The following is a 23,111-nucleotide window of genomic DNA, read 5'->3' on the forward strand; positions in this document are numbered from 1 at the left end:
GCCGTGGGGTATCAGGGATTTCCCGTCACTCGAACACGCCGTACCCCGCGACGGCGTGCCTGCGGACGCCGTCGAGGTCGAGCTCCACGCCGATGCCCGGTGTGTCGGGCAGCGTGATGTAGCCGTCCTTCACGATCGACCCGCTCCCGTCCGGCGCGTGCACGTAGCTGTCCCAGACCTCCCGCTCCTCCAGCGCGTGCCACTCCTGGACGTAGAAGTTGGGGATCGACGCGCACTGGTGCGCCGTCGCCATCGTGCCCAGCGGCGTCGACACCAGGTGCGGCGCGAACGGGACGTAGTGCAGCTCCGCCAGGTTCGCGATCTTCTTCGCCTCCGCGAGACCGCCGCACTTCGGCACGTCCGGCTCGATCACGTCGACCGCGCCGCGTTCGAGCAGCTCGCGGAAACCCCATCTCAGGTAGAGGTTCTCGCCCGCGCAGATCGGGGTGCGGGTCTGCGCCCGCACCCGCACCAGCGCGTCGACGTTCTCCGCCGGGATCGGTTCCTCCAGCCACATCAGGTTGAACGGTTCGAGCTCCCACGAGATCCGGCAGGCGCTCGGCACGTCGTAACGGGCGTGCAGGTCGATCGCCAGGTCGACGTCAGGGCCGATGGCCTCCCGGACGGCCGCCACCCGTTCGACCATCGACCGCAGCTCTGCCGCGTTCACGGTGTGGTTGTACTCGTCGAACTTCGAGGGGTGGCTGAGGTTGTCGATGTCGAACTTGAGCGCGGTGAAGCCCTCGGAGACCATCCGCTGCGCCCGGTCGACGCAGCCGGAGACCGAGCCCGCCGGGTCGTCGCCGTCGCCGCAGTCGGCGTAGAGCCGGATGCGGTCGCGGAACTTGCCGCCGAGCATCCGGTGCACGGGTTGTCCCGCAGCCTTGCCCGCGATGTCCCACAACGCGAGCTCGATGCCGGACAGGGCGATCACGAACACCCCGGCCTGCGGGCCCGCGAAGACGCGCTGGCGCCGCAGCTTCTCCCAGCACCGCTCGACGTTGCGGGGGTCCTCGCCGATCAGGAGGGGGGTCAAAAAGTTGATCATTCCGACGACGGCTCCCGCGCCGGCGTCGGGGTTGGCCTCACCGTACCCGCTGAGGCCCTCGTCGGTGTCGATGCGCACGAGGGTGGCCTCACCGTGGTAGGCGACCACTGCCGTCGTGACGTTCACAATCCGCATTTGCTCTCCCGCCGCTGGGTCGTGCATTTGAGACGGACTGTTGCTCTGTTGCCGGGTCCAACTTGTCCTATAAGCTGATGACATGCAAAGGGGACAAGAGTCTCCGGACGCTGTCAAGGTCCGGACTCTTCCGGTTCAGGTGGCGGCACACCTGACCCGGCGCATCGTCAGCGGTGAGATCGCGGACGGTCGCGCCCCCTCCGAGCTCGACATCACCCGGGAGTTCGGGGTCTCCCGGGTGGTGGCCAGGGAGACGCTCAAGATCCTCGCCTCGTTGGACATCGTCGACGTGGCGCAGGGGCGCCGGGTCGTCGTGCGTCCCCGCGCGGAGTGGGACTACCTGAGCCCTCTGCTGATCGAGTGGCTGCCGCCGGAGACCGTCGGCGAGCTGCTGCAGGAGCTGCACCAGATGCGCGTGCTGCTCGAACCCGAGCTCGCCGCGATGGCCGCCGTCAGCGTCTCCGACGAGACGCTGGCCCGGCTGGAGGACGAGATCGGCCGCATGGCGGCACTCGAGGTGGATCCCAACGCCTACCTCGAGGTCGACCACGAGTTCCACATGGAGATCTGCCGGGCGGCGGACAACCGCATACTCGACCGGATCATGTACTCCGCCCGCTGGCTCGGCACCGCCAGCAGGCGCATCACCAACGAGGCGCCGGCCGCGCTGCGCAAGGCCACCGCCGACCACAAAGCGATCTACGAGGCGCTCGTGGCGCGCGACCCGGACCGGGCCCGTGCGGCGATGCGCAAACACCTGGCCAACAACTCCGCGTTGCTCGCGGAGAAGGAAGAGCGGACCAGGCGTGCCGCACGGCGGCGCTAGGACACCTGCACCACCCGGATCCGGACCGATGACGAGGACGGACGAGGAATGGCGGCACCCGCGAACCCGCCCGCCAGGCGGACGCTGACCGGTACCCGGCTCGAAGCGGAGCCGCGCCGGGTGGCTGCGCGCGGGCGCGCCACAGGCACAGTGCTCATCCCCGGACGGGCGGCGTCGTGGCGCCGTCCGGCCCGGCGTTCGACATCCCGTTCGACGTTCTGTTCGACCTGAAGTCAGCACATCGCATCAGCAGTTCGGCGTTCTTCGCCGCATGAACGACCCGGCAGCGGGCCCCGAAACCCCGCTGTCCCGCCGGTTGCAGCGTCGCCCCGTCGGTAAGCGTCCGCTCGCTCGGACGCGAGAGGAGTGGTCATGGAAGAGAGAAGTGGCTTATCGAGGCGCTCGTTCTTCGGGGTGAGCGCACTGGGAGCGCTCACCCTGGCCGGGTGCGGGGGCGGTGGTCCCACCACACCTCAGGTCGACGTCCAAGTGCCCCAGGCATTGCTGGACGAAGCCGCCTCGTTGCGCGGCGGTTCCGTGGGGATGTTGTCGCAGAAGCTCTACTCGGAGACCGCCAACCAGGCGCTCGACAAGTCCTTGCAGGCGTTCGCCCAGGCCACCGGCACGACGATCAGCAACGACCTGGTGTCCGGGGACGCGGGCGACATGGTCGCGAAGATGCACGCCGAGGTGGAGGCGAACACGACCCGCGACCTGGCGTTCGTGAGCGACGTGCGGTTCGTCGGCCAGCTGCACAACCTGGGCGACCTCACCGACGTGACCGACGTCGTCGAGTCGATGCGCGGCCTCTACGGGGAACCCGCGGCGGAGGCGAAGAACTACTGCGTCTTCGACGGCCGCTGGTTCGCCATCCCGTACCACTTCATCGGCACGGGCATGTACCTGCGCAAGGACTGGTACGAGGAGAAGGGCCTGCCGATCAAGCCCTACTACTCGTGGGAAGAGCTGCGCGACAACGCCTTGGAGGTCTCCGACCCGGCGAAGCGGCGCTTCGGCTGGGGCCTCACGGTGAACCGCTCCGGTGACGCCAACGGCTTCATCGCGAACGTCATCAACTGCTACGGCGGGGCGCTCGCGGACAACACCGGCACCAAGGTGGTGTTCAACTCGCCGGAGACGGTCGAGGCCGTCACGTTCATCGGCGACATCTACACCAACCCGAAGTACCAGCCGATGCTCCCGCCGGGGGTGGGCAGCTGGACCGACTCGAGCAACAACGAGAACTGGCTGGCGCAGATCCTCGGGCTCACGCTCAACCAGTACAGCGTCTACGCCGACTCGAAGACCAAGAACAACCCGGTGTACGCCAACACCCACCCGTTCAACGGCGCCACCGGCCCGGCGATCGACAAGCCCATCGCGTTCGGCCAGTCCAACTCGTTCGTCGTCTTCAAGGGCGCCAAGAACCCGGACCTGGCCAAGGTCGTCGCGAAGTTCATGGTCGGCGGCAGCGCGCTGCTCGGCGTCGCGAAGGGCGCGCCGTGCCTGGTCAACCCCGCGTGGGAGAAGGTGTGGGACTCCGACCCGTACTACACCAGCGGTGACCCGGCGTTCGCCGCGCTGCGGGAGCAGACCCGCGTGCAGCTCCCGATCAGCACGAAGACCGGGTACTCGTTCCCGCAGGCACCGAGCCCCGGCGAGCAGGCGGCCACAGCGGCCTACCTGCTGACGGACATGATGCAGTCGGTCATCCAGGGCACCAAGCCCGCCGACGCCGTCGCGGCGACCCACGCCAGGATGGTCCAGGTCTTCGAGCAGCAGGGCTACAAGCAGTGACGGTCCTGCGCACGCGGCCGGCGCCGGTTCCCCCGGCGCCGCGTCCGTCTTCCTCGTTGTCGCCGTCCCAGCGGGTGCTGGGACGCGACTGGCGACTCGCGGCGGTGTTCATCGGGCCGACGCTGCTGCTCGTCGCGGGCCTGATCCTGTTCCCGATCGTCAGCTCGGTCTTCACCAGCACCACGGAACGCCACGGTGCCGAGACCGTCTTCGTCGGGCTGGACAACTACACGGCCCTCATCGGCGACACCCTGTTCCACAAGGGTGTGCTGAACTCGTTCGTCTTCACCGCGTACGCCGAGATCTTCAAGGTGGTCCTCGGCCTCATCGCGGCGCTGATGCTGCACCACATGCGCCGCGGCCGGGCGGTCATCGCCGGCGTGATCCTGCTGCCGTGGGTGGTGCCGACGGTCGTCACGGCCTTCACCTGGCGGTCGCTGTTCGACCCGATCTTCGGCAGCGTCAACGTGCTGCTCACCGACTCCGGCATCGGGCCCGCCCTCGCCGCGGTCGGGCTCGTCGACCGCTGGCCCGCGGAGTGGCTGTCCGACCCGGCGCTCGCGATGCCGTCGGTCATCCTGGTCAACGTCTGGAAGGGCATCCCGTTCTTCACGGTGACGTTCCTGGCCGGCCTGAAGGCCATCGACAGTGCCCTGTACGAGGCGGCGATCGTGGACGGCGCCACGCCGTGGCAGCGCTTTGTGCACATCACGCTGCCCGGCCTGCGCAACATCATGATCGTGACGGTGCTGCTGTCGTCGATCTGGACGTTCAACAACTTCGACCTGATCTGGCTGCTGACCCAGGGCGGGCCGGGGGACGCGACAGCTCCGTACGTGATGGTCGCCTACTCGAAGGCCATCCAACAGCTCCAGCTCGGCGCGGGCGCCGCGGTCACGCTGGTGATGCTGCCGGTCGTCGCGATCCTGGTCGTGATCCTCGTGCGGATGATGCGGCGCAACGACATGCCGAACGCGAAGGACCTCGGCCGCAGGCGGCTCACCCCGGCGCAGCGCGCCGCGATGCCGTGGGTGATCGTCGCCGTCTCGGTGCTCGTGCTCGTCTGGGCCTCGCCGCACATCGTGTGGAAGGCCGCGGCCGTGCTGGGCGTGTTCGTGCTGCTCGCCGCGCTCGTCGGACGGGTCGTCTCGGTGCTCGCCGCGCGGGGCAACCGGGTGGCGGCGCGGGTCGTCAGCGGCACCGGCAGCGGGATCGCGCTCATCGGCCTGCTGGGGTTCGTGCTCGCCCCGCTCTACTGGATGACGGTCACGGCCTTCAAGTCCGACAACCAGATCGTCGCGCGCACCGACGACCTGTGGCCCACCCCGTGGAGCACCGAGCAGTTCACGAACCTGTTCACCGGCAGGGCGTTCGGCACCTGGTACCTCAACACCGTCCTGGTGTCGCTGGCGTCCACGCTGATCGCGCTGGTCTGCGCGGCACTGGCCGGGTACGCGTTGGCGCGACTGAAGTTCCGGGGCTCGGAGAGCTTCACGGTGACGATCCTGCTCACCTACGTGATGCCGGGCGCGCTGCTGTTCATCCCGCTGTACCAGATGATGAGCGGCCTCGGCCTCAACGACTCGTTGTGGTCACTGGTGCTCGCGTACCCGACGTTCACCCTGCCGTTCGCGACGTGGCTGCTCGTCGGCTACTTCCGGTCGATCCCCGCGGACCTCGAAGAGGCGGCGCTGGTCGACGGCTGCACGCGGTTCGGGGCGTTCCTGCGGGTCGTGCTGCCGCTGGCCAAACCCGGTCTGCTCGCGGTCGCTCTGTTCACGCTCACCAACGCGTGGAACGAGTTCCTGTTCGCGTTCGTGTTCATCACCAACGACGACTACAAGACGCTGCCGGTCGGCATGCAGTCGATGATCTTCGGTGACGTCGTGCCGCAGGGACAGCTGGCGGCGGCCTCGCTGCTGATCAGCATCCCGGTCGTGGCGATGTACGCGTTTGGGCAGCGGTTCCTGACCGAAGGGCTCACGGCGGGGGCGGTGAAGGGATGAGCGAGACAGCGCCGGTCACGGAGGAACACGTCGCCACGGGCTCACGGCCGAGCGACCTCCGCATCACCGATCTGCGGGTGGCCACCGTGACCGGCGTGCCGTTCCGCTCGTCGATCATCCGCATCGACACCAACCAGGGTCTCGTCGGGTACGGGGAGGTGCGCGACCAGGCCAGCGCGACGTACGCGCTGGTGCTGAAGAGCAGGCTGGTCGGCGAGAACCCGTGCAACCTCGACAAGGTCTTCCGCAAGATCAAGCAGTTCGGGCACCACGGCCGGCAGGGCGGAGGGGTCTCCGGCGTCGAGATGGCGCTGGTGGACCTCGCCGGCAAGGCGTACGGGGTGCCCGCGTACGCGTTGATCGGCGGCAAGTTCCGCGACCGGGTCCGTTGCTACGCGGACACGCCGACGTTGCCCGACCCGCGCGCGATGGGCGCCCGGCTGCTGGAACGCAAGCAGCGCGGGTTCACGATGCTCAAGATGGACGTGGGCATCGACCTGCTGTGGGACGTGCCGGGGGCGTTGATCGCGCCGCCGGGCGCCCGCGAGAACCGGACGACGATGCACCCGTTCACCGGAATCCAGGTGACGGCCAAGGGGGTCGAGCATCTGGCGTCCTATGTGGACGTCGTCAGGTCGGTCGTCGGCTACGACGTCGCGCTGGCGGCCGACCACTTCGGGCACATCGCGCTCGACTCGTGCATCCGGATCGGCCGCGCGCTGGAACCGTTCACGCTGGCGTGGATCGAGGACCTGATCCCGTGGCAGTACACGGACCAGTGGCGTCAGCTCACCGAGGCCGTCGCCGTCCCCACCTGCACGGGTGAGGACATCTACCTGCTCGACGGCTTCCGGCCGCTGCTCGACGCCGAGGCCATCCGCGTCGTGCACCCGGACCCGGCGACGTCGGGCGGGATCGCCGAGACCAAGCGGATCGGCGACTACGCGCAGGACCGCGGAATCCCGATGGCGCTGCACCTGGCGGCGTCGCCGATCGCGACGATGGCGTCGGTGCACCTGGCCGCCGCGACGGAGAACTTCCTGGCGCTGGAACACCACGCGGCCGAGGTGGAGTTCTGGAGCGACCTCGTCACCGACCTGCCCCGGCCGCTCATCCAGGACGGCCACATCACCGTGCCGGACACGCCGGGGCTGGGCTTCGGCGACCTGGACGAGGACCTGCTGCGCCGGCACCTCGACCCCCGCGACCCGGTGTTCTTCGCCGAGACGACGCACTGGGACGGGGAGTCGAGCCACGACCGGTTGTGGAGCTGAGGATGCGGACCGTCAGCCCTTGCCCTGCTCGGCGCGCCAGCGCTCGTACTCGGGCCGGGCCTCGTCCGAGAGCGGGTAGTACAGCCGCAGGTCACCGCCCTGGGACAGGCGCAGCCGGGAGAACTCCTCCCACTCCGCGTGTTCCCGCGCGACCGCCACCAGCGCGGGCGCGAGCTTCACCGGCACCACGACCGCCCCGTCGTCGTCCGCGACGACGATGTCACCCGGCTCGACGATCGTGCCACCGCAGGCGACCGGCACGTTGACGGCGGTGGGCACGATGTCGGTCTGCGCGTGGTAGTTCGGCGTGGCACCGCGGATCCACAGGCCCAGCCCCAGTTTCTTGGCCTCGCCGATGTCGCGCAGGCACCCGTCGACGACGACACCGGCGCCACCGCGGCCTTTGAAGTACGTCAGCATCATCTCGCCGAACACGCCGCTGCCCATGTCGCCGCGGGCGTCGACGACGATCATGTCGCCGGGCTGCGCGTGGTACATGACGTGCCGGTGCAGCTGCTTCTCCGGTTCCTCGTACTCGTCGACGGGGTAGAGGTCCTCCCGTTTCGGCAGGAACTGCAGCGTGAGCGCCGGTCCGGCCACGCGCACGCCCGGAGTCACCGTCACGGGGCCGCGGATGAACGCGCTGCGGATGCCCATCCTGCTCAGCTCGGCGCTCGCTGTGGCACTGCCGATGGCGGCCAGTGCCGCGCTCAGCTCGGCGGGCGGGCGGGCGATGTCGTGCGTCTCGACCACGTGGGTGCTCCCTCGGTTTTCGTGCTACCGCAACAGATGGAGAGTGCGCTGTGGATCTGCCTCCGAGCCTAGCCGGGGTGAAGCCGTTGTGGCGTGAAAAAGTTCGCTCGTTCTGTCCTCGGGCCGACGTGTCCACATGGCACGGTTGCGGTGCGATCACACGGGGGTAGGGTCGGACCCGGCACACGTCGGGGGTGGGGATGAGCGGGCAGGCCCGCGGCAGGAGCCGCAGGGGAAGGCGGACCGACGTCGACGACTGGCTCGCCGGCGTGGCCCGTGACGCGAGCGCCGCGGCGGGTGACGTGCCGGTCGAGCTGCTCGGCGACTACCTGCCGTTGCTCGCCGACGCCGCCGCGACCGGCCGCAGGCCCAAGCGCGCCGAGCTGGAAGCGGTGGAGGAGCTGGGCCGCAGGGCCGCGGAGCTCGGGGTGTCCGCCGGTAGCGCCGTGCAGCTGTACCTGTCCGCGTCCTGGCGGCTGTGGCGGGAGCTCCCGGCGGTGGCCCGCTCCGACGACAGCGAGGTGGTGCGCGACGCCGCCGAGACGGTGCTGCGCGTGGTCACCGACGCGGTCGCGAACCTGGCCGACGGCTACAACACCGCACGGCGGCAGATGGTCCGGCGCGAGGAGACGTTGCGGCGCGAGCTGGTCGACGACCTCCTGCGCGGTGACGCCGACGTCGGCGGCATGGTGGAACGGGCGGAGCCGTTCGGCCTCGACCTGGCCCGCCCGCACCAGGTCGCGCTCGCCGCGCCGCACCAGCGCCTCCCCGACGTGGACGCGGCCACCAGCTCGCTCGAACGCACCGTGCTGGACCGCCTCGGCGACCGGGACGTGCTGGTGGCGACGAAGGACGGCCTGGTCGTCGTGCTCGCGCCCGGCGAACCCGAGGCGCTGGGCAGGACGCGCGCGGTGAGCGACCTGGGCGCGCTGATGCACTCCGAGCTGGAACGGCTGCCCGGCGGCAGGCCGTGGCAGGTGGCGGTCGGCAGGTCCTACCCCGGCTCGTACGGCATCGCCCGCTCCTACGAGGAGGCCCGCGAGGCGCTGACGATGGCGTCCCGGCTGAACCTCGACACCCCGGTGATCCGCGCCGACCAGCTGCTCGTCTACCGCGTGCTGGTCCGCGACCAGCCGGCCATCGCCGACCTCGTCACCTCCGTCCTCGGCCCGCTCCGGCGGGCCCGCGGCGGCGCGGAACCGCTGCTGGCCACCCTGGAGGCGTACTTCGCGACCGGCGGCGTGGCGACCGAGGCAGCCCGGCGGCTGCACCTGTCCGTGCGGGCTGTCACCTACCGGCTCAGCCGGATCAGGGCGCTGACCGGGTACGACCCGGCCGACCCCGCGCACCGGTTCACCCTGCACGCCACCGTGCTGGGAGCTCGGCTGCTGGGGTGGCCGGACCGTGAGCTGGACCCCACGTCGGGCTGAGCCCTCCGCTGGCGCCGGCTTGTGGAGGGCCGCCCCACGCCGGAGCGCCCGCCAACCGACCTTGCCGGTGACCGGCGGTCCCCGTGCGGCCTCCACCACACTGCCCGTGGCCTCCATCACCCGTCGCTCGAACCGATCAGGCCGCGCCCGGAGCCCACTGGCTCGCCAGGCCGACATTGCCGGTGACCGGCAACGTGGCGCCACCCCAGTTGGCCGGGCGGAGCCGCTGACCCGGCCGGTGCGCGAGGGCACGATGGAGGTCAGTCGGGTTCCCGAGCACGTTGGAGGGTGAAGTGCGTTCCGCTCAGGTTGCCGCGGCGCCCGGCAGCGGGCACGGCCGCGCTCAGGGCGCACCGGGTCTGCAGGCGGACCGGCTCCTGCGCCTCGCCGCCGACCGCGGTGAGGGCAGGGTGTCGTTGTTCCTGCCCGGACGGCGGGCCGGCCAGTCCTTCCCGGACGACCGCATCCGCTTCACCGGCCTGGTGCGGCGGGTGGGGAACACCCTGCGGCAGGACGGGTTCAGCGCCTCCGAGGCCGAGGCGGTCCTCGGTGGCGCGTGGGACCTGGTCGACGACCTGTGGCTGTGGGAGACCGCGGGCAACGGCCTGGCGGTGTTCACGAGCCCGGAGTCGACGCGGTGCTTCTGGGTGCCCGCGCCGTTGCGGGAGCTGGCCACGATCGGGGACAGGTTCGCCGTCGGGCCGCTCCTGCCGTTGCTGAACGGGACCGCGCCGTACCTGGTGCTGCTGCTGACCGGCGACGAGACGCGGTTGTTCCGCGGCACGCGGTTCGAGGTGGAGGAGATCCTGGCCAGCAGCCTGCTCTTCGACGACGGGATGTCGCTGCGCCTGCACTTCCGCCGCCTTGACGCGGTGGTGCGGGAGGTGGCGGGGGAGGAGAAGATGCCCCTCGTCGTGCTCGGCGCCCGTCACCTGCAACGCCTCTACCGGGAGGTGAACACCTACCCGGACCTGGTTCTGCCCGACGGCACCGGCGACGTGAGCCTCGACGAGGTCCACCGTCGTTCGTGGACGGTCGTGGAGCCGGTGCTCCTGGCGGACGAGCACGCGGCGGTCGCGGAGTGCGAGGCGGGCGGCGGCCGGGTCATCACCGAACCGGCGGAAGTGCTCGCGGCGGCCCGGGACGGACGCGTCGGCACGTTGTTCGTCTCGGCCGAGGCCGCCCGGTACGCGGGCATGTCCGTGGTGGTGCGCCTGAGCGAGGCCGGTGCCGCGGACGAGCTCGTCGACCAGGCCGTGGTCGCGGTGCTGGCGGGCTGCGGCTCGGTGATCACCTTGCCGGTCCTGCGGATGCCCGGCCGCGGCCCGCTGGCCGCGACGCTGCGGGCCTGACCGTTCCCTTCGACCCTGGAGTGCCCATGACCGCCGGGCTCGTGCTGCCGGCCGCACCCCGAGACGACCTGACCACCCTGCTGCCCGTGCTGCGGCGGCGCCTGGAGGAAGAACGCGCGTTCCGGCTCGACCAGCTCGCCGAGCTGGACGTGACCGATCCGGGCGACGCCGCGCGGCGGGAGGTCGCGGAGCTGGTGGCGGCAGGAGCGGCCATCGCGCTGGAGGACATCGAGATCGCGTTGCTGCGCATGGACATCGGCTCCTACGGCCGGTGCCACACCTGTCACGCGGAGATCTCCGTCCGCCTGCTGGAGGCCATTCCCCAGACGCGGTCGTGCGGCGCGCACTGGCGGACCGAGGAGGAGGCGCTCGCCGGTTCGCGGCCGTGAGCCGGGACCGGACGAGCCGAGGACCAGACGGGACCGACGTGGCGCCAACCGTTGCGGGCGGCCTGCGGTCTCCGTCCACCGCCGTGCCCGGTGCCACCGCCTCCGGCGCCGGGCACGGCCAACCATCCACATCGGACGAGTGAAGGAGTCGAACCACGGTGAGCGCTGAGCTGACAGCGCGCTACGAGAAGGAACGACCGGTCGTCGTGGGCTACCACGGCCGGCCGGACTCCCGGGCCGCCCTGGTGTGGGCGGCGGGGGAGGCGGACCGGCGGCGGGTGCCGCTGCTGGTGGTGAACGCCGCCGACTACCCCGGCATGACCCTGGGGCCGGGCAGGGGGCTGCTCGACCCGTCGCCGCGCGGCCTGGAGGCCGACGAGGAGCTGACCGCGCGGGGCGTGGCCGAGGCGCTGGCCGTCCGGCCCGGCCTGCGGGTGTCCGGGATGACGGTGCCGACCGCACCGGTGAGCACGCTCGCCGAGCTCGCCGGGGCCGCGTCGGTGCTGGTGCTCGGCAGCCGCGGGCACGGACGCCTCCGCACGGCGCTGCGCAGGTCGGTGGTCTGCGAGGTCACCGCCCGCACCCGCTGCCCGGTCGTCGTCGTCCGGTCCGGGCGGGAGAGGCCGGACGGGGAGGTGGTCGTCGCCCACGACGGGTCACCGGAGCCGCTCGGGTTCGCCGCGGACCACGCCGCCGCGACCTCCGGCCGCCTGCTGGTCGTCACGGCCACCGGTGAGGGCGCGGCGGACCAGGTGCTGCGGGCCGCCTCGAACCTCGCGGAGGAGGGCCGTGACGCGGTCGCCGGGACCCACCCGGACCTGACCGTGGTCACCGCCGTGGAGCCCGGCTCCGCCGAGCGCGCGCTGGTGAGCGCCTCGATGAAGGCCAGGCTCGTGGTCGTGGGGACGCGGGACCGCGAGGTGCTCCTCGGCTCCCGCTGCCCGGTGGCGGTGGTTCAGCCCTCGACGGCGCCCAGCAGCTTCGCGCGGACCTCCGCGATGTCGGCGCGGTAGCCGACGATCAGGAGCTGGTCACCGGCCCGCACCTGCTCCCCGGCGTCCGGCTTCATGACGGTGTGGTCGCCGCTCACGACCGCGACCACCATCCCGGACGCGTGGTCGGCGAGTCCCAGGTCGCCCACCGTCATCGGCGGGGTGCCCGCCTCGACGACGAGCCAGTCGATCGCCACGGCGCCGAAGACGGCGGGGGCGTCGTGGTTGCCGCCGGACGGTTCGAAGTAGACACCCGCGAGGACGGCGCCGAGGGTGCGCGCCTGCTGCTCGTCGAGCTGGACGGCGGTGGCGGCGGTCTCGGCGCCCTCGTCGAACGTGTAGAGGTGCCGCGCGCCGTTGTTCTGCACGACCACCGCGACCCGGCTGCCGCCGGCGCTGTCGATCTCGTACTGCTTGCCCAGGCCGGGCAAGTCACGCCTGCGTACCGGGACGTCCATGGCTCGACAGTGGCACACGAGTTAGCGCCGGGCAACTCTGGAGGATCTTGCTCCGAACGCCACCCCGGCACGTCCCGCGGCGTCATGCGAACCCGCGGGCCATCACGTACGGTCGTGATCAGTCCGCCGCTGCGGGAGGAGTTGCTGTGACCGGGAACAGGGCGGCGGCGCCCGAGGGCGCGGTCCGCACGACGGTCGACTGGCAGGGGTGGACGGCCTGCGTCGCCGCCGTCGCGGGGTTCGTGCTGTGCCTGCTGGGCTGGCTGGCCGGCGGCGGTGGGTTCTCGGTGCCGTGGGCGCCGAGCCTGGACCTGCGCCTGAGCTTCACCTTCGACGGGCTGAGCGCCCTCTACGGCCTGCTCGCCACCGGTGTCGGCGCGCTCGTCTTCGCCTACGGCACCCGCTACCTGACCGAACACCTGGAGCACCAGCGCCGTCCGATGCTGGAACGCTGGCGGTTCTGGCCGTGGATGCTGCTGTTCGCGTTGTCGATGGTGGGCCTCGCGACGGCACAGGACCTCGTGCTGGTGTTCGTCTTCTTCGACCTGACGGCGGTGTGCTCGTACTTCCTCATCGGGTTCGACCGCTCGGACCGCGAGGCGCGCACGTCGGCGTTGATGGCGATGCTCGTCACCGTCGTCGCCGCGGTCGCGATGCTCATCGCGGCGGTGGTCCTCTACGCGGTGCACGGGACGTTCTCGATCCCGGAGCTGTTGGCACGCGCCGATTCCTCCGCGACGACGACGCTCGCGGGCGCGCTGCTGGCGGTGGCCGCGCTGGCCAAGAGCGCCCAGGTGCCGCTGCACTTCTGGCTGCCCAAGGCGATGGCGGCGCCCACCCCCGTGTCGGCGTACCTGCACTCCGCCGCGATGGTCGCCGCCGGTGTGCTGGTGATCGGCCGGGTGCACCCGCTGCTGGCCCGCAGCGAGGCCGTGCTGACCGGGATGCTGGTCGTCGGCGCGGTGTCCGTGGTCGTCGGCGGTGTGCTGGCGTTGCGGCGCGACCGGCTCAAGCAGGTGCTCGCGTACTCCACGATCTCGCAGTACGGCTACATCGTGATGATGTACGGCATCGGCGGCAAGGAAGGCACCGGTGCCGCGGCGTTCTACGTGCTGGCACACGGTGTCGCCAAGAGCGCGCTGTTCATGACGGCCGGTGCGGTCACCTCCGCGACGGGGCAGGACCGCCTGTCGGAGCTGGGCGGGCTCGGCAGGCGGATGCCCGTCCTCGCCGTCGCGTCCGGTGTGGCCGCGGCGACGCTGGCCGCGCTTCCGCTGACCGTCGGCTTCTTCAAGGACGAGCTGTTCTTCAAGGCGGCACTGGCCCACGGCCCGGTGACGGCGGTGCTGTCCGTGCTCGCGGCGGTGCTCACGTTCGCCTACATCGGCCGGTTCTGGACGACGTTGTTCCTCGGGCCGCCGCGCGGCGAGGTGGGCACCCGGTCCGGTCTGCTCGTCGCACCGGTCGTGGTGATGGCCGCGGTCGCGGTGGCGGGCGGTGTGGTGGCGGAGCCGTTCACGCGGCTGGCGGAGGACGCGGCGGCGGTGTCGGCGGGCGGACCGGTCGACCTGTCCCCGGCCTACCACCTGGACGCCCGCCCGGAGAACCTGATGGCGCTCGCCGCCTGGGCGCTGGGCGTGCTCGTGCTGCTCCTGCCCAGGGTCACCGGCCGGGTGTCGCGCGCCGTGGCGGTCGCGGGGGAGCGGTGGGGCCCGAAGCGGGCCTACGAGGTGGTGCTGCACGGGCTGGACCGGCTGTCGACCGTGCTGCACGACCGCGAGGTCCGTGACCTGCGGACCAGCATCGCCGCCGTGCTCGTGCCGGCGGGCCTGCTGATCGGCCTCGCCTTCGCGGCCACGCCCACGGCGGGCGCGTACGTCGTCGGCACGGTCGCGGGCGCGGACTGGATGATCCTGCCGCTGCTCGTCCTGGTCGTCGTCACGACCGTGGTGATCGCCAGGTCCCGGTCCCGGATGGCCGTGGCGCTCGCGCTCGCTGTCGTCGGGTTCGCGCTCGCCGCCCAGTACGCCCTGCTCGGCGCACCCGACGTCGCGCTGGTCGCCGTCGTCGTCGAAACCATGCTCACGCTCGTCTTCGTCGCGGCGCTGTCACGCATGCCGCACGACGAACCGGTGCCGGACCCGGCCATCCCGCTGCGCAAACGGCGTCGCAAGGACGCGCTCTCGGGCGCCGTCGCCGGGCTCGCCGTGTTCGTGTCGGTGTGGGGCTTCCTGTCCCAGCCCGCGCCGAGCAGCGTGTCCGACGAGCACATCCGCCTCACGCCGGAGGCCCACGGCGGCGATGTCGTCACCGTGATCGTCGCCGACTTCCGCGGCCTGGACACCCTGGTGGAGATCACCGTGCTGCTCGCGGCGGTGGCCGGGGCGGCCACCCTGATCAGGAGGGGGAAGCTGTGGTGAGCCCCGGCGAGAGCGACGAGACCCCGGACTCGATGGTCAGGGTGGTCGCCCGGCGCCTGCCGGGACCGAGCCTCATGGTCGCGGCGGCGCTGATCGCCAAGGGCTACGCCGAGGTGGGCGACGGCTTCGCCGCGGGCGTGATCGTCGCGCTCGCCATCGCGCTCGTGTACGTGGCACTCGGCGGCGAGGCCGCGGAGGCCGCGCTGCCGTTGCTGCGGCACGCCCCGAAGCTCGCCGTCGGCGGCCTGCTCCTCGCCCTCGCCAGCGGGTTCTTCCCGCTCGCACTGGGTGAGCCGCCGGTGTCGCACCGGCCCGCTCCCGGCGAGCACGTCGTGAAGATCGGCGTGCTGGAGCTGTTCACGCCGCTGCTGTTCGACATCGGGGTGTTCCTGCTCGTCGTCGGCGTGCTCACGATCCTGCTGCACCACCTCGCCCGGCCCCGAGGGGAGGCCAGGCGGTGATCCTCGCGTTCGCCCTCGTCGCGGCCGTCCTGTTCGGCTCCGGTGCCTACCTGCTGCTCAAGCGCGACCTGATCCGCATGGTCGCGGGCATCATGCTGATCTCGCAGTGCGCCGTCGTCACGCTCCTCGCGTCGAGCCTCACGCGGGGCCAGGCGGCGATCGCCGTGCGGCCGGGCGACCAGGTGAGCGACCCGCTGCCGCAGGCGCTGGCGCTGACGGCGCTCGTCATCGGCCTGGCGACGGTCGCGATGCTGCTCGCCCTGGTGCACCGCGCCATCGTGGTCTTCCGGACGGCCGAGCAGGACGAGATCGCCGCGACCGAGTCCGAGCACGAGGCGAAGCTCGAACAGGAACGGCAGGCCGACCGCGAGGAGGTCGAGGGCTCCCCCGAGGACGAGGAGGAGCCGGAGACGGCGCGGGACGCGGGGAGGTCCCGCTGATGCTGATGTCGGTCGCGCTTCTCGTGCCGTGGGTGGCGGGCGTCCTGCTCGTCGCGTTCGACGGGCGCAGGCACGTCGTCGCGTGGCTCGCCGTCGCGTCGCTCACCGCCACCCTCGTGCTGGTGAGCGTCCTCGCCGCCGACGTTCTGGGCGGCGGCACCCAGCAGCTCGTCACCGGTGGCTGGCCCGCCGGGGTCGGGATCGTGCTGCGCGCGGACGCCCTGGGCGTGGCGTTCGCCTGGCTGTCGGTGCTGGTGCTGCTGGCCGGTGCCGCCCACGAGGCGGTCAGGCGGGTGCGGTCGCGGACGTTCCCCGGTCTGGTCGTGCTGCTCGCCGCCGGGCTGACCGGCCTGTTCATCACGGCCGACGTGTTCACGTTCTACGTGTTCTTCGAGCTGGCCATGACGGCCTCGTACGCGTTGAGCGCCTACGGCGGCAAACGGCGCCAGCTGCGGGCGGCGCTGGTCTTCACGGCGGTCAACCTGCTGGGTTCGTTCATCTTCCTGTTGTCAGTGGCGGGTGCCTACCGGGTGACGGGCACGCTCGCGATGGACCAGATCGCCGACCGGATGGTCGCGGTGAACCCCAACGCCTCGCTGCTCATCGCCGCCGGGTTCTTCATCGCGTTCAGCGTGAAGCTGGGCCTGTTCCCGTTCCACTTCTGGCTGCCCACCGTCTACGCGGGCTCCCGCCCCGCCGTCGCGGCCATCCTGAGCGGCGCCGTCGCCAACATCGGCGCGTACGGCCTGCTGCGCTTCGGCGCCGGGGTCTTCCCCGGCCAGCTGGAGAAGACCGGGGTCGCGCTCGCCGTCCTGGGCGCCGTGTCGATCGTCTACGGCGGCGTGCTCGCGATCGGCCGCGGTGACACCGCCGAGATGCTCGCCTACTCGGCGATCGGCCAGGTCGGCTACGTGCTGGTGGCGCTGGGGGTCGGCGGGCCGGTCGGCCTGACCGCCGCCGTGCTCTACAGCGTCGTCAACTCGCTGAACAAGGCGTTGCTGTTCCTCGCCTCCGGCACCCGCGGGCTGTTCATCGCCTCCGCGTTCGCGATCGGCGCGCTCAGCGTGGCGGGGGTGCCGCCCACGGCGGGGTTCGTCGGCAAGCTCGAACTGTTCCGCACCGGCGTCGTGGCGGGCAGCGTCGCGCTCGTGGTGCTGCTCGTGGTGGGCAGCGTGCTGTCGCTCGTCTACATGTTCCAGGTCTACCAGCGCGCCTTCTGGCGTGAGGGCCCGGTGGCCGCGGGGGCGGCGAGCCCGGTGGCGCAGCGGCTGCTGGTGGCCGTGCTGGCCGTGCTGGTCCTCGCCGCGGGCCTGTGGCCGGAACCGCTGCTCGCGCTCAGCGCCAGGGCGGTCGAAGCCCTGCTCGTCGAGGGGCCCGGATGATGAGGCACGGATGATGAGACACGGATGAGGGAGATCGGAATGCTCGCGCAGGTGCTCCGCGTCGTCGTGCTCACGACGATCTACCTCCTCGCGCTGACGAGCCTGCGTCCGGGGGACGTCCTCGTCGGACTCGTGCTGTCGACGGTCGTCGTGGCCACGGCGGCCAGGATCCGCACGTCCACCTCGGACCGCGGGCGGTCGCTGCGGCGGCGGCTGGCGGGCGTTCCCGGGCTGATCGGAGGGACTCTCGTGGACCTGGCGAAGGGCACGTGGGCCACCACGCGGTGCCTGATGGGCGGGGGACTGCCGCACGGCGGCCTGGTGGAGGTGCCGATCCCGCCCAGCGGGCAGGGGGCCGCGGCGGCGTGGGGCATCAGGGTGGGCTTCGTGCCGGACACCGTGGTCGTGGAGCTCGACGAGCGGAAGGGGACGATGTTGCTGCACGTGCTCGACGCGCGGGATCCCGACGCGGTGATCGCCGACCAGATCGACTCCTACGAGCGGCGCCAGCGCCGGGTCTTCCCCTGAGCGGCCATGCCCGGCTTCGTGATCATCCCGGCCCTGGTGTGGGCGACGTTGCTGCTGGTCGCCGGTGGCTTGGCGCTGGTGCGCGCCCGTGACGTGCTTCAGCGGATCGTCGCGCTCGACCTGCTCGCGGTCATCGTCATCGCCCTGCTGGCCCTGCTGAGCTACCTGCGGGGCCAGCCGTACTACCTCGACGCCGCCGTGGCCCTCGCCCTGCTGTCGTTCGTCGCCACCGTGGCCACCGCCCGGTACCTCGACAAGGGAGGTCCGTTCGGATGATCTCCGTCGTGCTCGACATGGCCGGGGGCGCGTTGTTGCTGCTCGGCCTGGTGCTGCTCACGATCAGCCTGATCGGCGTCCTGCGGCAGCCGGGCACCTTCGGCCAGCTGCACGCCCAGGGGCTCGCCACCGGGCCGGGGGTGATGGCGGTCCTGGCGTCCTCGATCGCGACCGAGAACGCCGCGACGATCACGTTCGCCGTGCTCGCGATCGTTTTCATCGCGCTGACCTCGCCGGTGTCGGCCCACGCGATCGCGAGGGCCGCGCACCGCCGCAGGCCCCGGCGGCACGGCGCCGCACCGAAAGCGGCCGCACCGGAGGGAACCGCACCAGACGGGGAGCCCGAGCAGACGCGCTGAGTCGTCGGCGGGGACTGCTCGGCCTCCTCCGTCCCGCCCGGGATCACCCTCGACGCCCGCCCCGGATGGTCCTGGCAGACTGGGCGCAGGCGCGCCGGACCCTCGGCCTGACCTGATCCGAACAGGAGCGATGCATGACGGAACCGACCGTGGCCAAGCCGATCGTCGTGGGAGTGGACGGGTCCACCTCGGCGCTCGACGCGACCCGCTGGGCCGCCGCCGAGGCGGCCAGGCGCAGCACCGGTCTCGTGCTCCTGCACAGCTACCCGCCCGTCCCCTTCCGCGGGCCGCGGCGGGGCGGGTCGACCGCGGAGTTCGGCAACGCCGTCCGCGACCAGGGCCGCCAGTGGCTCGACGCCACGGCCGCCGTCGCGCGGGAGGCCGCGCCGGGCGTCGAGGTGACGACGGAGCTCGTGGAGGGCGGCGCGGCCGAGCAGCTCGTGGGGCGTTCGGCCACCGCGGAGCTCGTGGTGCTGGGCTCGCGCGGGCTGGGCGGCTTCACCGGCCTGCTCGTGGGCTCGATCGCGGTGGCGGTCAGCACGCACGCCCTCTGCCCGGTCGTCGTGGTGCGCGAGGGACAGGCCCCGGCGCAGGACGCCCCGGTCGTCGTGGGTGTCGACGGCTCCGTGACCAGCGAGGCGGCGCTGGAGTTCGCGTTCCAGGTCGCCGAGCTGCGCGGGGCACCCCTGCTCGCCGTGCGCACCTGGTCGGACTCGCTGGTCGACGCGACGAAGCGGACGGTCCAGGTCGCCGCCGCGGTCGAGGAGATCGAGGCCGAGGAGCGGCAGCTGCTGGAGGAGGAGGTCGGCGCCTGCGCGAAGAACCACCCCGGCGTGACCGTGCGGCAGGAGCTGGTCCGCGGTGGCGCGGTGCGCGTGCTGACCGAGCAGTCCGCCTCGGCGCAGCTGGTCGTGGTCGGCACGCGTGGCAGGGGCGGGTTCCGCGGCCTGCTGCTCGGGTCCACCAGCCAGTCGCTGATCTACAACGCCCAGGGCCCCGTCGCGGTCGTCCCGCCGGCACACCAGTGACCGTCGCGGGCGGGTGACGAGACCCGGGAACGGCGTCGGCCCCGGCCGGCGCCGTTCGTGCGTTCAGCGGCCCGCCAGCGCCTCCGGCACCGTGCCGTAGATCTGGATCGTCTCGTTCAGCGTGGTGGCCCGCAGGGCGCGCAACGCACTGCCCGCCGGGGTGACCACCCGCAGCGGGATGCCCTGGTCCTCGCCTCGCAGGTGGTACTCGACCAGCACGGACAGGCCGGACGACGCGAGGAACGAGATGCCGGTCAGGTCGAGGACGACGGCCAGCCCGCCCTCGGCGGCCTCGGTGAACGCCTTGCCGAGGTGCTCCTGCAGCAGCGGCGCCGTGTAGGAGTCGAGCTCACCGGTGACCTGGAGGACGACCGCGTTCTCCCGCAGCTCGCTCGTGGCCTCCACCGGTGCGCCTCCTCGCGATCACGACGTGACTGTCGCCTTTGATCGTATACGGTGCGACCGTCACGCGGAGTGATCACTGGTAGGAGACCATCGACGGCGTCGGCTTGTAGGTCATGGTCTGCTCGGGGGTGAGCATGGGCTTGTCCTCGTCGTAGAAGTTCTTCCAGCCCATCGGCAGGTCACCGGGCCGCGCCGCCACCACGGAGTCCCAGGTGGACACCTTCTGACCGGTCGTGCCCTGCCCGTCCATGTGGATCAGCAGCTGCACCTCGTCGCGGCTGGTGTCGAGCGACTGCTCGTCACGGATCATCGTCAGCTGGAACTGGTGCACGACCAGCAGCTTCTGCGGCAGCAGCCGCTCGGCGGCCAGGTCGGCGAGCCACGTCGTGACCTCGTTCACCTCGGCGGCGTCGATGCCACCGATCTGCTGCAACGGCACCTGGGCCGGTCCGAGCTTCCACTCGGGGTCGACGGCCAGGCCGACGTGCGGCTGCTCCAGCAGCTCCTGGTAGCGCTTCGCCTGGTCGAGCAGCCGCGCGCGGCCCGGTTGCAGGTCGAGGATCACGTACAGGCCCTCCTGCCCGGCCTTCTCGACCCACGGCCGCAGCTTCTCGACCTCGGTCTCGCCCGAGTAGTCGCCGTCGGGGCCGGGGGAGCCGTGGGCGACCGTGACGATGATCTCCAGCGTCGGCACGACCGGCACGTCGCTCAGCGGTTCGTACTGGCCGGCCAGCTGCTTGGCGCGGGCGATCGTGCCGTCGAGGTCCTGCTCGCCGAGCGCGCCGAGCGCGGGCCCGTCCGGGTGGCCGTAGAGGGCGACGAGCATCCTGCCGGGGAAGAAGAGCTGGCCGCCGCCGGGCAGCTGCCCGCCGCGGACCGCCGTGTCGACCCGTCCGCGCAACCGGTCCGCCGGGCCGAAGTCCTCGCCCAGCGCCATCATCGACGCGGACGGCTCCGCGCGCAGCGCGTCGATCGCGGCCTGGTCGCGCCTGGGGTCGGCGCCCCGCAACAAGACGACCCGTGCCCCCGCGGCCTTCGCCGTGGCCAGCGCGGCGACGTCGTCACGGCTGTTGTCGGCCAGGACCGTCACCCCCACGGGCTGCGGCCGTTCGACGTCCGGCAGCCCCGCGGGCAGGTCCGTCGTGGCACCGTCGGTTCCGACGACCTCGGCGTCCGTCCCCCACGACTCGACCTCACGGCGTGCGTCGGCGCCCACGGCGAGAACCGCTTGCGGCGACAGCCTTTCCACCTCTTCCCGCACGCCGGGCGCGGGAACCTGGAGGACCGGAACGCCCAGCCGTTCGGCGAGGGCACCCGCGTTCGCGGCGGCACCGCCGTCCGTCACCACCACGACAGGAGCGCTGCGGAACAGCGCCGAGCTCATCGCGACTGCCGACGCCGCACCGGGTTCCGCGTTCAGGACGAAGGTCTTCTCGGCAGGCGCGGCCACCTCGGCCGTCATCGCGCCGGCCGCTCCGTCGGCGGTGAGCTCGAACGGCCCGGTGCAGCTCGCCACCAGCAGGCACACCGCCACCGCCAGGTGCCCGCGCCTGCGCGCGGACCTCCGGTCGCGGACTCGGTCGTCGTCCATCGGGGCACCTCGCACGGTCGTGACGGGTTCCGTCTCGCTGACCGGGGGATAACCCGGCCGGAGCGGAATTCCCGCCGCCGCGGTGCAATCACCCGAAAGTGGGCGTCCCCGTGTCCGGGGCAAGCCTGGGGCCGGTCTGCCCGCAGTACGCGGGCAGACCGGCGACAACTGTCCTATGTGGACTTTGGGAGGGCGTCACCGGTGCCCGGACGCGCCGAGGCTGCTGCGCCGGGTGACCACCATGACCAGCGCGGCCAGCCCGGCGAACGCGGCCGTCATGAACGCCGCCACCGCCTGCGTCGTCAGCGAGGTGATGTCCGCGGCGGCGTAGATCGCCGACAGGATGCCGATGCCGACAGCGGTTCCCGCCCGCTGCGCCGCGGTGACCAGGGCGCTCGCCACGCCCGCGTCCCGTCCCTCCGTCTGCGCGAACGACGCGTTGGTGTTGGGGCCGACGAACAGGCCGACCCCGGCGCCGGTGACCAGCAGGGGCACCAGCATCACGAGGATCGTCTGGTTCTCCGGGGCCACCACCAGTACGAGGAGGCCGACGACCGCGAGACCGGCGGCGATCAGCGTGAGGCCCGCGGTGACGACCTTGGTGCCGAACCGGCGGGTGAGGCGCTGCGTGAACACCGCGCTCGCCACGCTGCCGAGAGCGAACGGCAGCACCAGCAGGCCCGCGGACAGGCCGTCGTGCCCGAGCGCGTCCTGCCACATGAGCGCGAGCATCAGGAACGACGCGGTGAACCCGGCGAAGCCGAGGAACGTGGTGACGACGCCGATCGGCAGCGCGCGCTGCCGGAACAGCCGCAACGGCACCACGGCGAACTCGCCCCGCTGCTCGCGGCGGAGCTCCCACCGTGCGAAGAGGACGAACAGAACGACACCGGCGGCGAGGACGGCGAGCGACAGCGCGGTGATGCCCTGGCCGAGCGAGAACGGCAGGATCGTCCCGATGAGACCGGCGGTGAACAGCAGCAGGCCGACGGGGTCGTTGCCCCGCACACCCGCGGGTGCGGCCGACGGCAGCGCCTTCAGCGCGAACAGACCGGCCAGCAGGCCGAACGGCACGTTCACGAGGAACGTCAGCCGCCACCCGAAGTCGCCGCCCGAGTGCAGGAGCAGACCGGCGAGGATCGGCCCGGCGGCACTGGAAGCCCCGAACACGGCACCCATGATCCCGAACGGACGGGCTCGCTCCGGTCCTTTGTAGAGCAACTGGATCAGCGCCGTCACCGGGGTCATCGCGAGACCACCGCCGATCCCGGCGAGAACCCGTGCGGCGACCAGCTGACCGGGGTCGGCCGCGAGCCCGCACCACGTGCTGGCGAGCGTGAAGATCGCGACTCCGGCCAGGTACACCTTCTTGTGGCCGTACTGGTCGCCCAGCCGGCCCGCGAAGAGCAGCACGATCGCGAACGCGAGCGCGTAGGTCGTGAGGACGAGCGACTGCTGGACGGCGCTGGCCCCCAGTGCCGCGCGGATCGACGGCAGCGCGACGTTGACGCTCGTGACGCTGAGCAGGGTGAGCGCGGCCGGGATGAGCAGAACGGTGAGCGCGAGTCCACGGTGCTGGCCACCGGTGGCCGCGGTATGCGCCGACGCGGTTACCGAGGCGGTCATCGGATTCCTCCCCGTCGGGAAGGCTTTCCGGGCTCGGTGCACGCGCTCGTCAGCCTGCCCGACCGTTGAACGAGACGGTTGACAGAACTGCCGTGGCGTGGGGAATACCCGTGTCATGTAGCGAGTGGCACACAC

The 23,111-nt window shown here is 71.8% G+C and carries 22 protein-coding genes; 16 read left to right on the forward strand and 6 right to left on the reverse strand.

Going from position 1 to position 23,111, the window contains the following annotated elements; genetic code table 11:
* Positions 1 to 25: 25 nt before the first annotated feature.
* On the reverse strand, positions 26 to 1,183 hold the full coding sequence (locus BLT23_RS02425; RefSeq protein ID WP_090044997.1) for a mandelate racemase/muconate lactonizing enzyme family protein: 1,158 nt from the start codon (positions 1,181 to 1,183) through the stop codon (positions 26 to 28).
* A 139-nt stretch (positions 1,184 to 1,322) separates the two neighbouring features.
* Here BLT23_RS02425 and BLT23_RS02430 point away from each other — a divergent pair, with 139 nt between their 5' ends.
* From BLT23_RS02430 to BLT23_RS02445, 4 genes are all read left to right on the forward strand, one after another.
* The gene (locus BLT23_RS02430) at positions 1,323 to 2,009 is read left to right on the forward strand and encodes a FadR/GntR family transcriptional regulator (RefSeq protein WP_245743470.1); all 687 of its coding nucleotides are present in this window, start codon (positions 1,323 to 1,325) and stop codon (positions 2,007 to 2,009) included.
* 414 nt (positions 2,010 to 2,423) lie between these two features.
* Complete coding sequence (locus BLT23_RS02435; protein WP_245743480.1) at positions 2,424 to 3,806, forward strand: extracellular solute-binding protein; 1,383 nt, start codon at positions 2,424 to 2,426, stop codon at positions 3,804 to 3,806.
* Positions 3,807 to 3,880: 74 nt separating this feature from the next.
* Positions 3,881 to 5,812 carry an ABC transporter permease gene (locus BLT23_RS02440; RefSeq protein ID WP_245743482.1) on the forward strand — a complete coding sequence of 644 codons (1,932 nt, stop codon included), beginning with the start codon at positions 3,881 to 3,883 and terminating at the stop codon, positions 5,810 to 5,812.
* A complete protein-coding gene (locus BLT23_RS02445) occupies positions 5,809 to 7,086 on the forward strand; it encodes a mandelate racemase/muconate lactonizing enzyme family protein (RefSeq protein ID WP_090045006.1) in 1,278 nt (425 codons plus the stop codon). Before BLT23_RS02440 ends, BLT23_RS02445 begins: the two co-directional genes overlap by 4 nt.
* A gap of 12 nt (positions 7,087 to 7,098) precedes the next feature.
* On the opposite strand, the gene BLT23_RS02450 is transcribed toward BLT23_RS02445, so the two are convergent.
* Positions 7,099 to 7,839 carry a ribonuclease activity regulator RraA gene (locus tag BLT23_RS02450; RefSeq protein ID WP_090045009.1) on the reverse strand — a complete coding sequence of 247 codons (741 nt, stop codon included), beginning with the start codon at positions 7,837 to 7,839 and terminating at the stop codon, positions 7,099 to 7,101.
* Between the two features lie 200 nt (positions 7,840 to 8,039).
* On the opposite strand from BLT23_RS02450, the gene BLT23_RS02455 reads away from it, so the two are divergent.
* The 4 genes from BLT23_RS02455 (at position 8,040) to BLT23_RS02470 (ending at position 12,023) form a co-directional block, all read left to right on the forward strand.
* Positions 8,040 to 9,269, forward strand: a complete 1,230-nt coding sequence (locus tag BLT23_RS02455) for a PucR family transcriptional regulator (protein ID WP_090045012.1) — start codon at positions 8,040 to 8,042, stop codon at positions 9,267 to 9,269.
* Positions 9,270 to 9,562: 293 nt separating this feature from the next.
* Positions 9,563 to 10,621: a baeRF3 domain-containing protein gene (locus tag BLT23_RS02460; protein WP_090045015.1), complete on the forward strand. Its 1,059-nt coding sequence runs from the start codon at positions 9,563 to 9,565 to the stop codon at positions 10,619 to 10,621.
* A 26-nt stretch (positions 10,622 to 10,647) separates the two neighbouring features.
* A complete protein-coding gene (locus BLT23_RS41505) occupies positions 10,648 to 11,010 on the forward strand; it encodes a TraR/DksA family transcriptional regulator (RefSeq protein ID WP_090045018.1) in 363 nt (120 codons plus the stop codon).
* 158 nt (positions 11,011 to 11,168) lie between these two features.
* The gene (locus tag BLT23_RS02470) at positions 11,169 to 12,023 is read left to right on the forward strand and encodes a universal stress protein (RefSeq protein ID WP_090045021.1); all 855 of its coding nucleotides are present in this window, start codon (positions 11,169 to 11,171) and stop codon (positions 12,021 to 12,023) included.
* On the opposite strand, the gene BLT23_RS02475 is transcribed toward BLT23_RS02470, so the two are convergent.
* Positions 11,966 to 12,460: a cation:proton antiporter regulatory subunit gene (locus tag BLT23_RS02475; RefSeq protein WP_090045027.1), complete on the reverse strand. Its 495-nt coding sequence runs from the start codon at positions 12,458 to 12,460 to the stop codon at positions 11,966 to 11,968. The genes BLT23_RS02470 and BLT23_RS02475 overlap by 58 nt on opposite strands.
* Before the next feature lie 146 nt (positions 12,461 to 12,606).
* On the opposite strand from BLT23_RS02475, the gene mbhE reads away from it, so the two are divergent.
* The 8 genes from mbhE to BLT23_RS02515 all read left to right on the forward strand — a co-directional run bounded on the left by mbhE (position 12,607) and on the right by BLT23_RS02515 (position 19,354).
* Complete coding sequence (gene mbhE, locus BLT23_RS02480) at positions 12,607 to 14,880, forward strand: hydrogen gas-evolving membrane-bound hydrogenase subunit E (protein ID WP_090045029.1); 2,274 nt, start codon at positions 12,607 to 12,609, stop codon at positions 14,878 to 14,880.
* The gene (locus BLT23_RS02485) at positions 14,877 to 15,341 is read left to right on the forward strand and encodes an MnhB domain-containing protein (protein ID WP_245743484.1); all 465 of its coding nucleotides are present in this window, start codon (positions 14,877 to 14,879) and stop codon (positions 15,339 to 15,341) included. Before mbhE ends, BLT23_RS02485 begins: the two co-directional genes overlap by 4 nt.
* The gene (locus BLT23_RS02490; RefSeq protein ID WP_090045032.1) at positions 15,338 to 15,781 is read left to right on the forward strand and encodes a sodium:proton antiporter; all 444 of its coding nucleotides are present in this window, start codon (positions 15,338 to 15,340) and stop codon (positions 15,779 to 15,781) included. Before BLT23_RS02485 ends, BLT23_RS02490 begins: the two co-directional genes overlap by 4 nt.
* On the forward strand, positions 15,781 to 17,163 hold the full coding sequence (locus tag BLT23_RS02495; RefSeq protein ID WP_176946556.1) for a complex I subunit 5 family protein: 1,383 nt from the start codon (positions 15,781 to 15,783) through the stop codon (positions 17,161 to 17,163). Before BLT23_RS02490 ends, BLT23_RS02495 begins: the two co-directional genes overlap by 1 nt.
* 24 nt (positions 17,164 to 17,187) lie before the next feature.
* Positions 17,188 to 17,691, forward strand: a complete 504-nt coding sequence (locus tag BLT23_RS02500; RefSeq protein WP_245743486.1) for a Na+/H+ antiporter subunit E — start codon at positions 17,188 to 17,190, stop codon at positions 17,689 to 17,691.
* A 6-nt stretch (positions 17,692 to 17,697) separates the two neighbouring features.
* Positions 17,698 to 17,967, forward strand: coding sequence for an MrpF/PhaF family protein (locus BLT23_RS02505; RefSeq protein WP_090045035.1), 270 nt, complete (start codon positions 17,698 to 17,700; stop codon positions 17,965 to 17,967).
* Positions 17,964 to 18,326 (forward strand): monovalent cation/H(+) antiporter subunit G, encoded by a 363-nt coding sequence (locus tag BLT23_RS02510; protein ID WP_090045038.1) that lies wholly within the window; start codon positions 17,964 to 17,966, stop codon positions 18,324 to 18,326. Before BLT23_RS02505 ends, BLT23_RS02510 begins: the two co-directional genes overlap by 4 nt.
* Positions 18,327 to 18,460: 134 nt before the next feature.
* On the forward strand, positions 18,461 to 19,354 hold the full coding sequence (locus tag BLT23_RS02515) for a universal stress protein (protein WP_090045041.1): 894 nt from the start codon (positions 18,461 to 18,463) through the stop codon (positions 19,352 to 19,354).
* Positions 19,355 to 19,417: 63 nt separating this feature from the next.
* On the opposite strand, the gene BLT23_RS02520 is transcribed toward BLT23_RS02515, so the two are convergent.
* The 3 genes from BLT23_RS02520 to BLT23_RS02530 form a co-directional block, all read right to left on the reverse strand.
* Positions 19,418 to 19,759, reverse strand: coding sequence for an STAS domain-containing protein (locus tag BLT23_RS02520; protein ID WP_090045043.1), 342 nt, complete (start codon positions 19,757 to 19,759; stop codon positions 19,418 to 19,420).
* A 73-nt stretch (positions 19,760 to 19,832) separates the two neighbouring features.
* The gene (locus BLT23_RS02525; RefSeq protein ID WP_090045046.1) at positions 19,833 to 21,350 is read right to left on the reverse strand and encodes a hypothetical protein; all 1,518 of its coding nucleotides are present in this window, start codon (positions 21,348 to 21,350) and stop codon (positions 19,833 to 19,835) included.
* Positions 21,351 to 21,545: 195 nt separating this feature from the next.
* Positions 21,546 to 22,976, reverse strand: coding sequence for an MFS transporter (locus BLT23_RS02530; RefSeq protein ID WP_176946557.1), 1,431 nt, complete (start codon positions 22,974 to 22,976; stop codon positions 21,546 to 21,548).
* Positions 22,977 to 23,111: the final 135 nt, after the last annotated feature.

This window comes from Lentzea fradiae, from assembly GCF_900100955.1.
Taxonomy (GTDB): Bacteria; Actinomycetota; Actinomycetes; order Mycobacteriales; family Pseudonocardiaceae; genus Lentzea; species Lentzea fradiae.

Excerpts from the sequence above, each read along its gene's own strand:
- BLT23_RS02425 (WP_090044997.1), bottom strand. The coding sequence starts at position 1,183 with ATGCGGATTGTGAACGTCACGACGGCAGTGGTCGCCTACCACGGTGAG.
- BLT23_RS02445 (WP_090045006.1), top strand. The coding sequence starts at position 5,809 with ATGAGCGAGACAGCGCCGGTCACGGAGGAACACGTCGCCACGGGCTCA.
- BLT23_RS02455 (WP_090045012.1), top strand. The coding sequence starts at position 8,040 with ATGAGCGGGCAGGCCCGCGGCAGGAGCCGCAGGGGAAGGCGGACCGAC.
- BLT23_RS41505 (WP_090045018.1), top strand. The coding sequence starts at position 10,648 with ATGACCGCCGGGCTCGTGCTGCCGGCCGCACCCCGAGACGACCTGACC.
- BLT23_RS02475 (WP_090045027.1), bottom strand. The coding sequence starts at position 12,460 with ATGGACGTCCCGGTACGCAGGCGTGACTTGCCCGGCCTGGGCAAGCAG.
- BLT23_RS02495 (WP_176946556.1), top strand. The coding sequence starts at position 15,781 with ATGCTGATGTCGGTCGCGCTTCTCGTGCCGTGGGTGGCGGGCGTCCTG.
- BLT23_RS02500 (WP_245743486.1), top strand. The coding sequence starts at position 17,188 with ATGAGGGAGATCGGAATGCTCGCGCAGGTGCTCCGCGTCGTCGTGCTC.
- BLT23_RS02505 (WP_090045035.1), top strand. The coding sequence starts at position 17,698 with ATGCCCGGCTTCGTGATCATCCCGGCCCTGGTGTGGGCGACGTTGCTG.
- BLT23_RS02510 (WP_090045038.1), top strand. The coding sequence starts at position 17,964 with ATGATCTCCGTCGTGCTCGACATGGCCGGGGGCGCGTTGTTGCTGCTC.
- BLT23_RS02515 (WP_090045041.1), top strand. The coding sequence starts at position 18,461 with ATGACGGAACCGACCGTGGCCAAGCCGATCGTCGTGGGAGTGGACGGG.
- BLT23_RS02525 (WP_090045046.1), bottom strand. The coding sequence starts at position 21,350 with ATGGACGACGACCGAGTCCGCGACCGGAGGTCCGCGCGCAGGCGCGGG.
- BLT23_RS02530 (WP_176946557.1), bottom strand. The coding sequence starts at position 22,976 with ATGACCGCCTCGGTAACCGCGTCGGCGCATACCGCGGCCACCGGTGGC.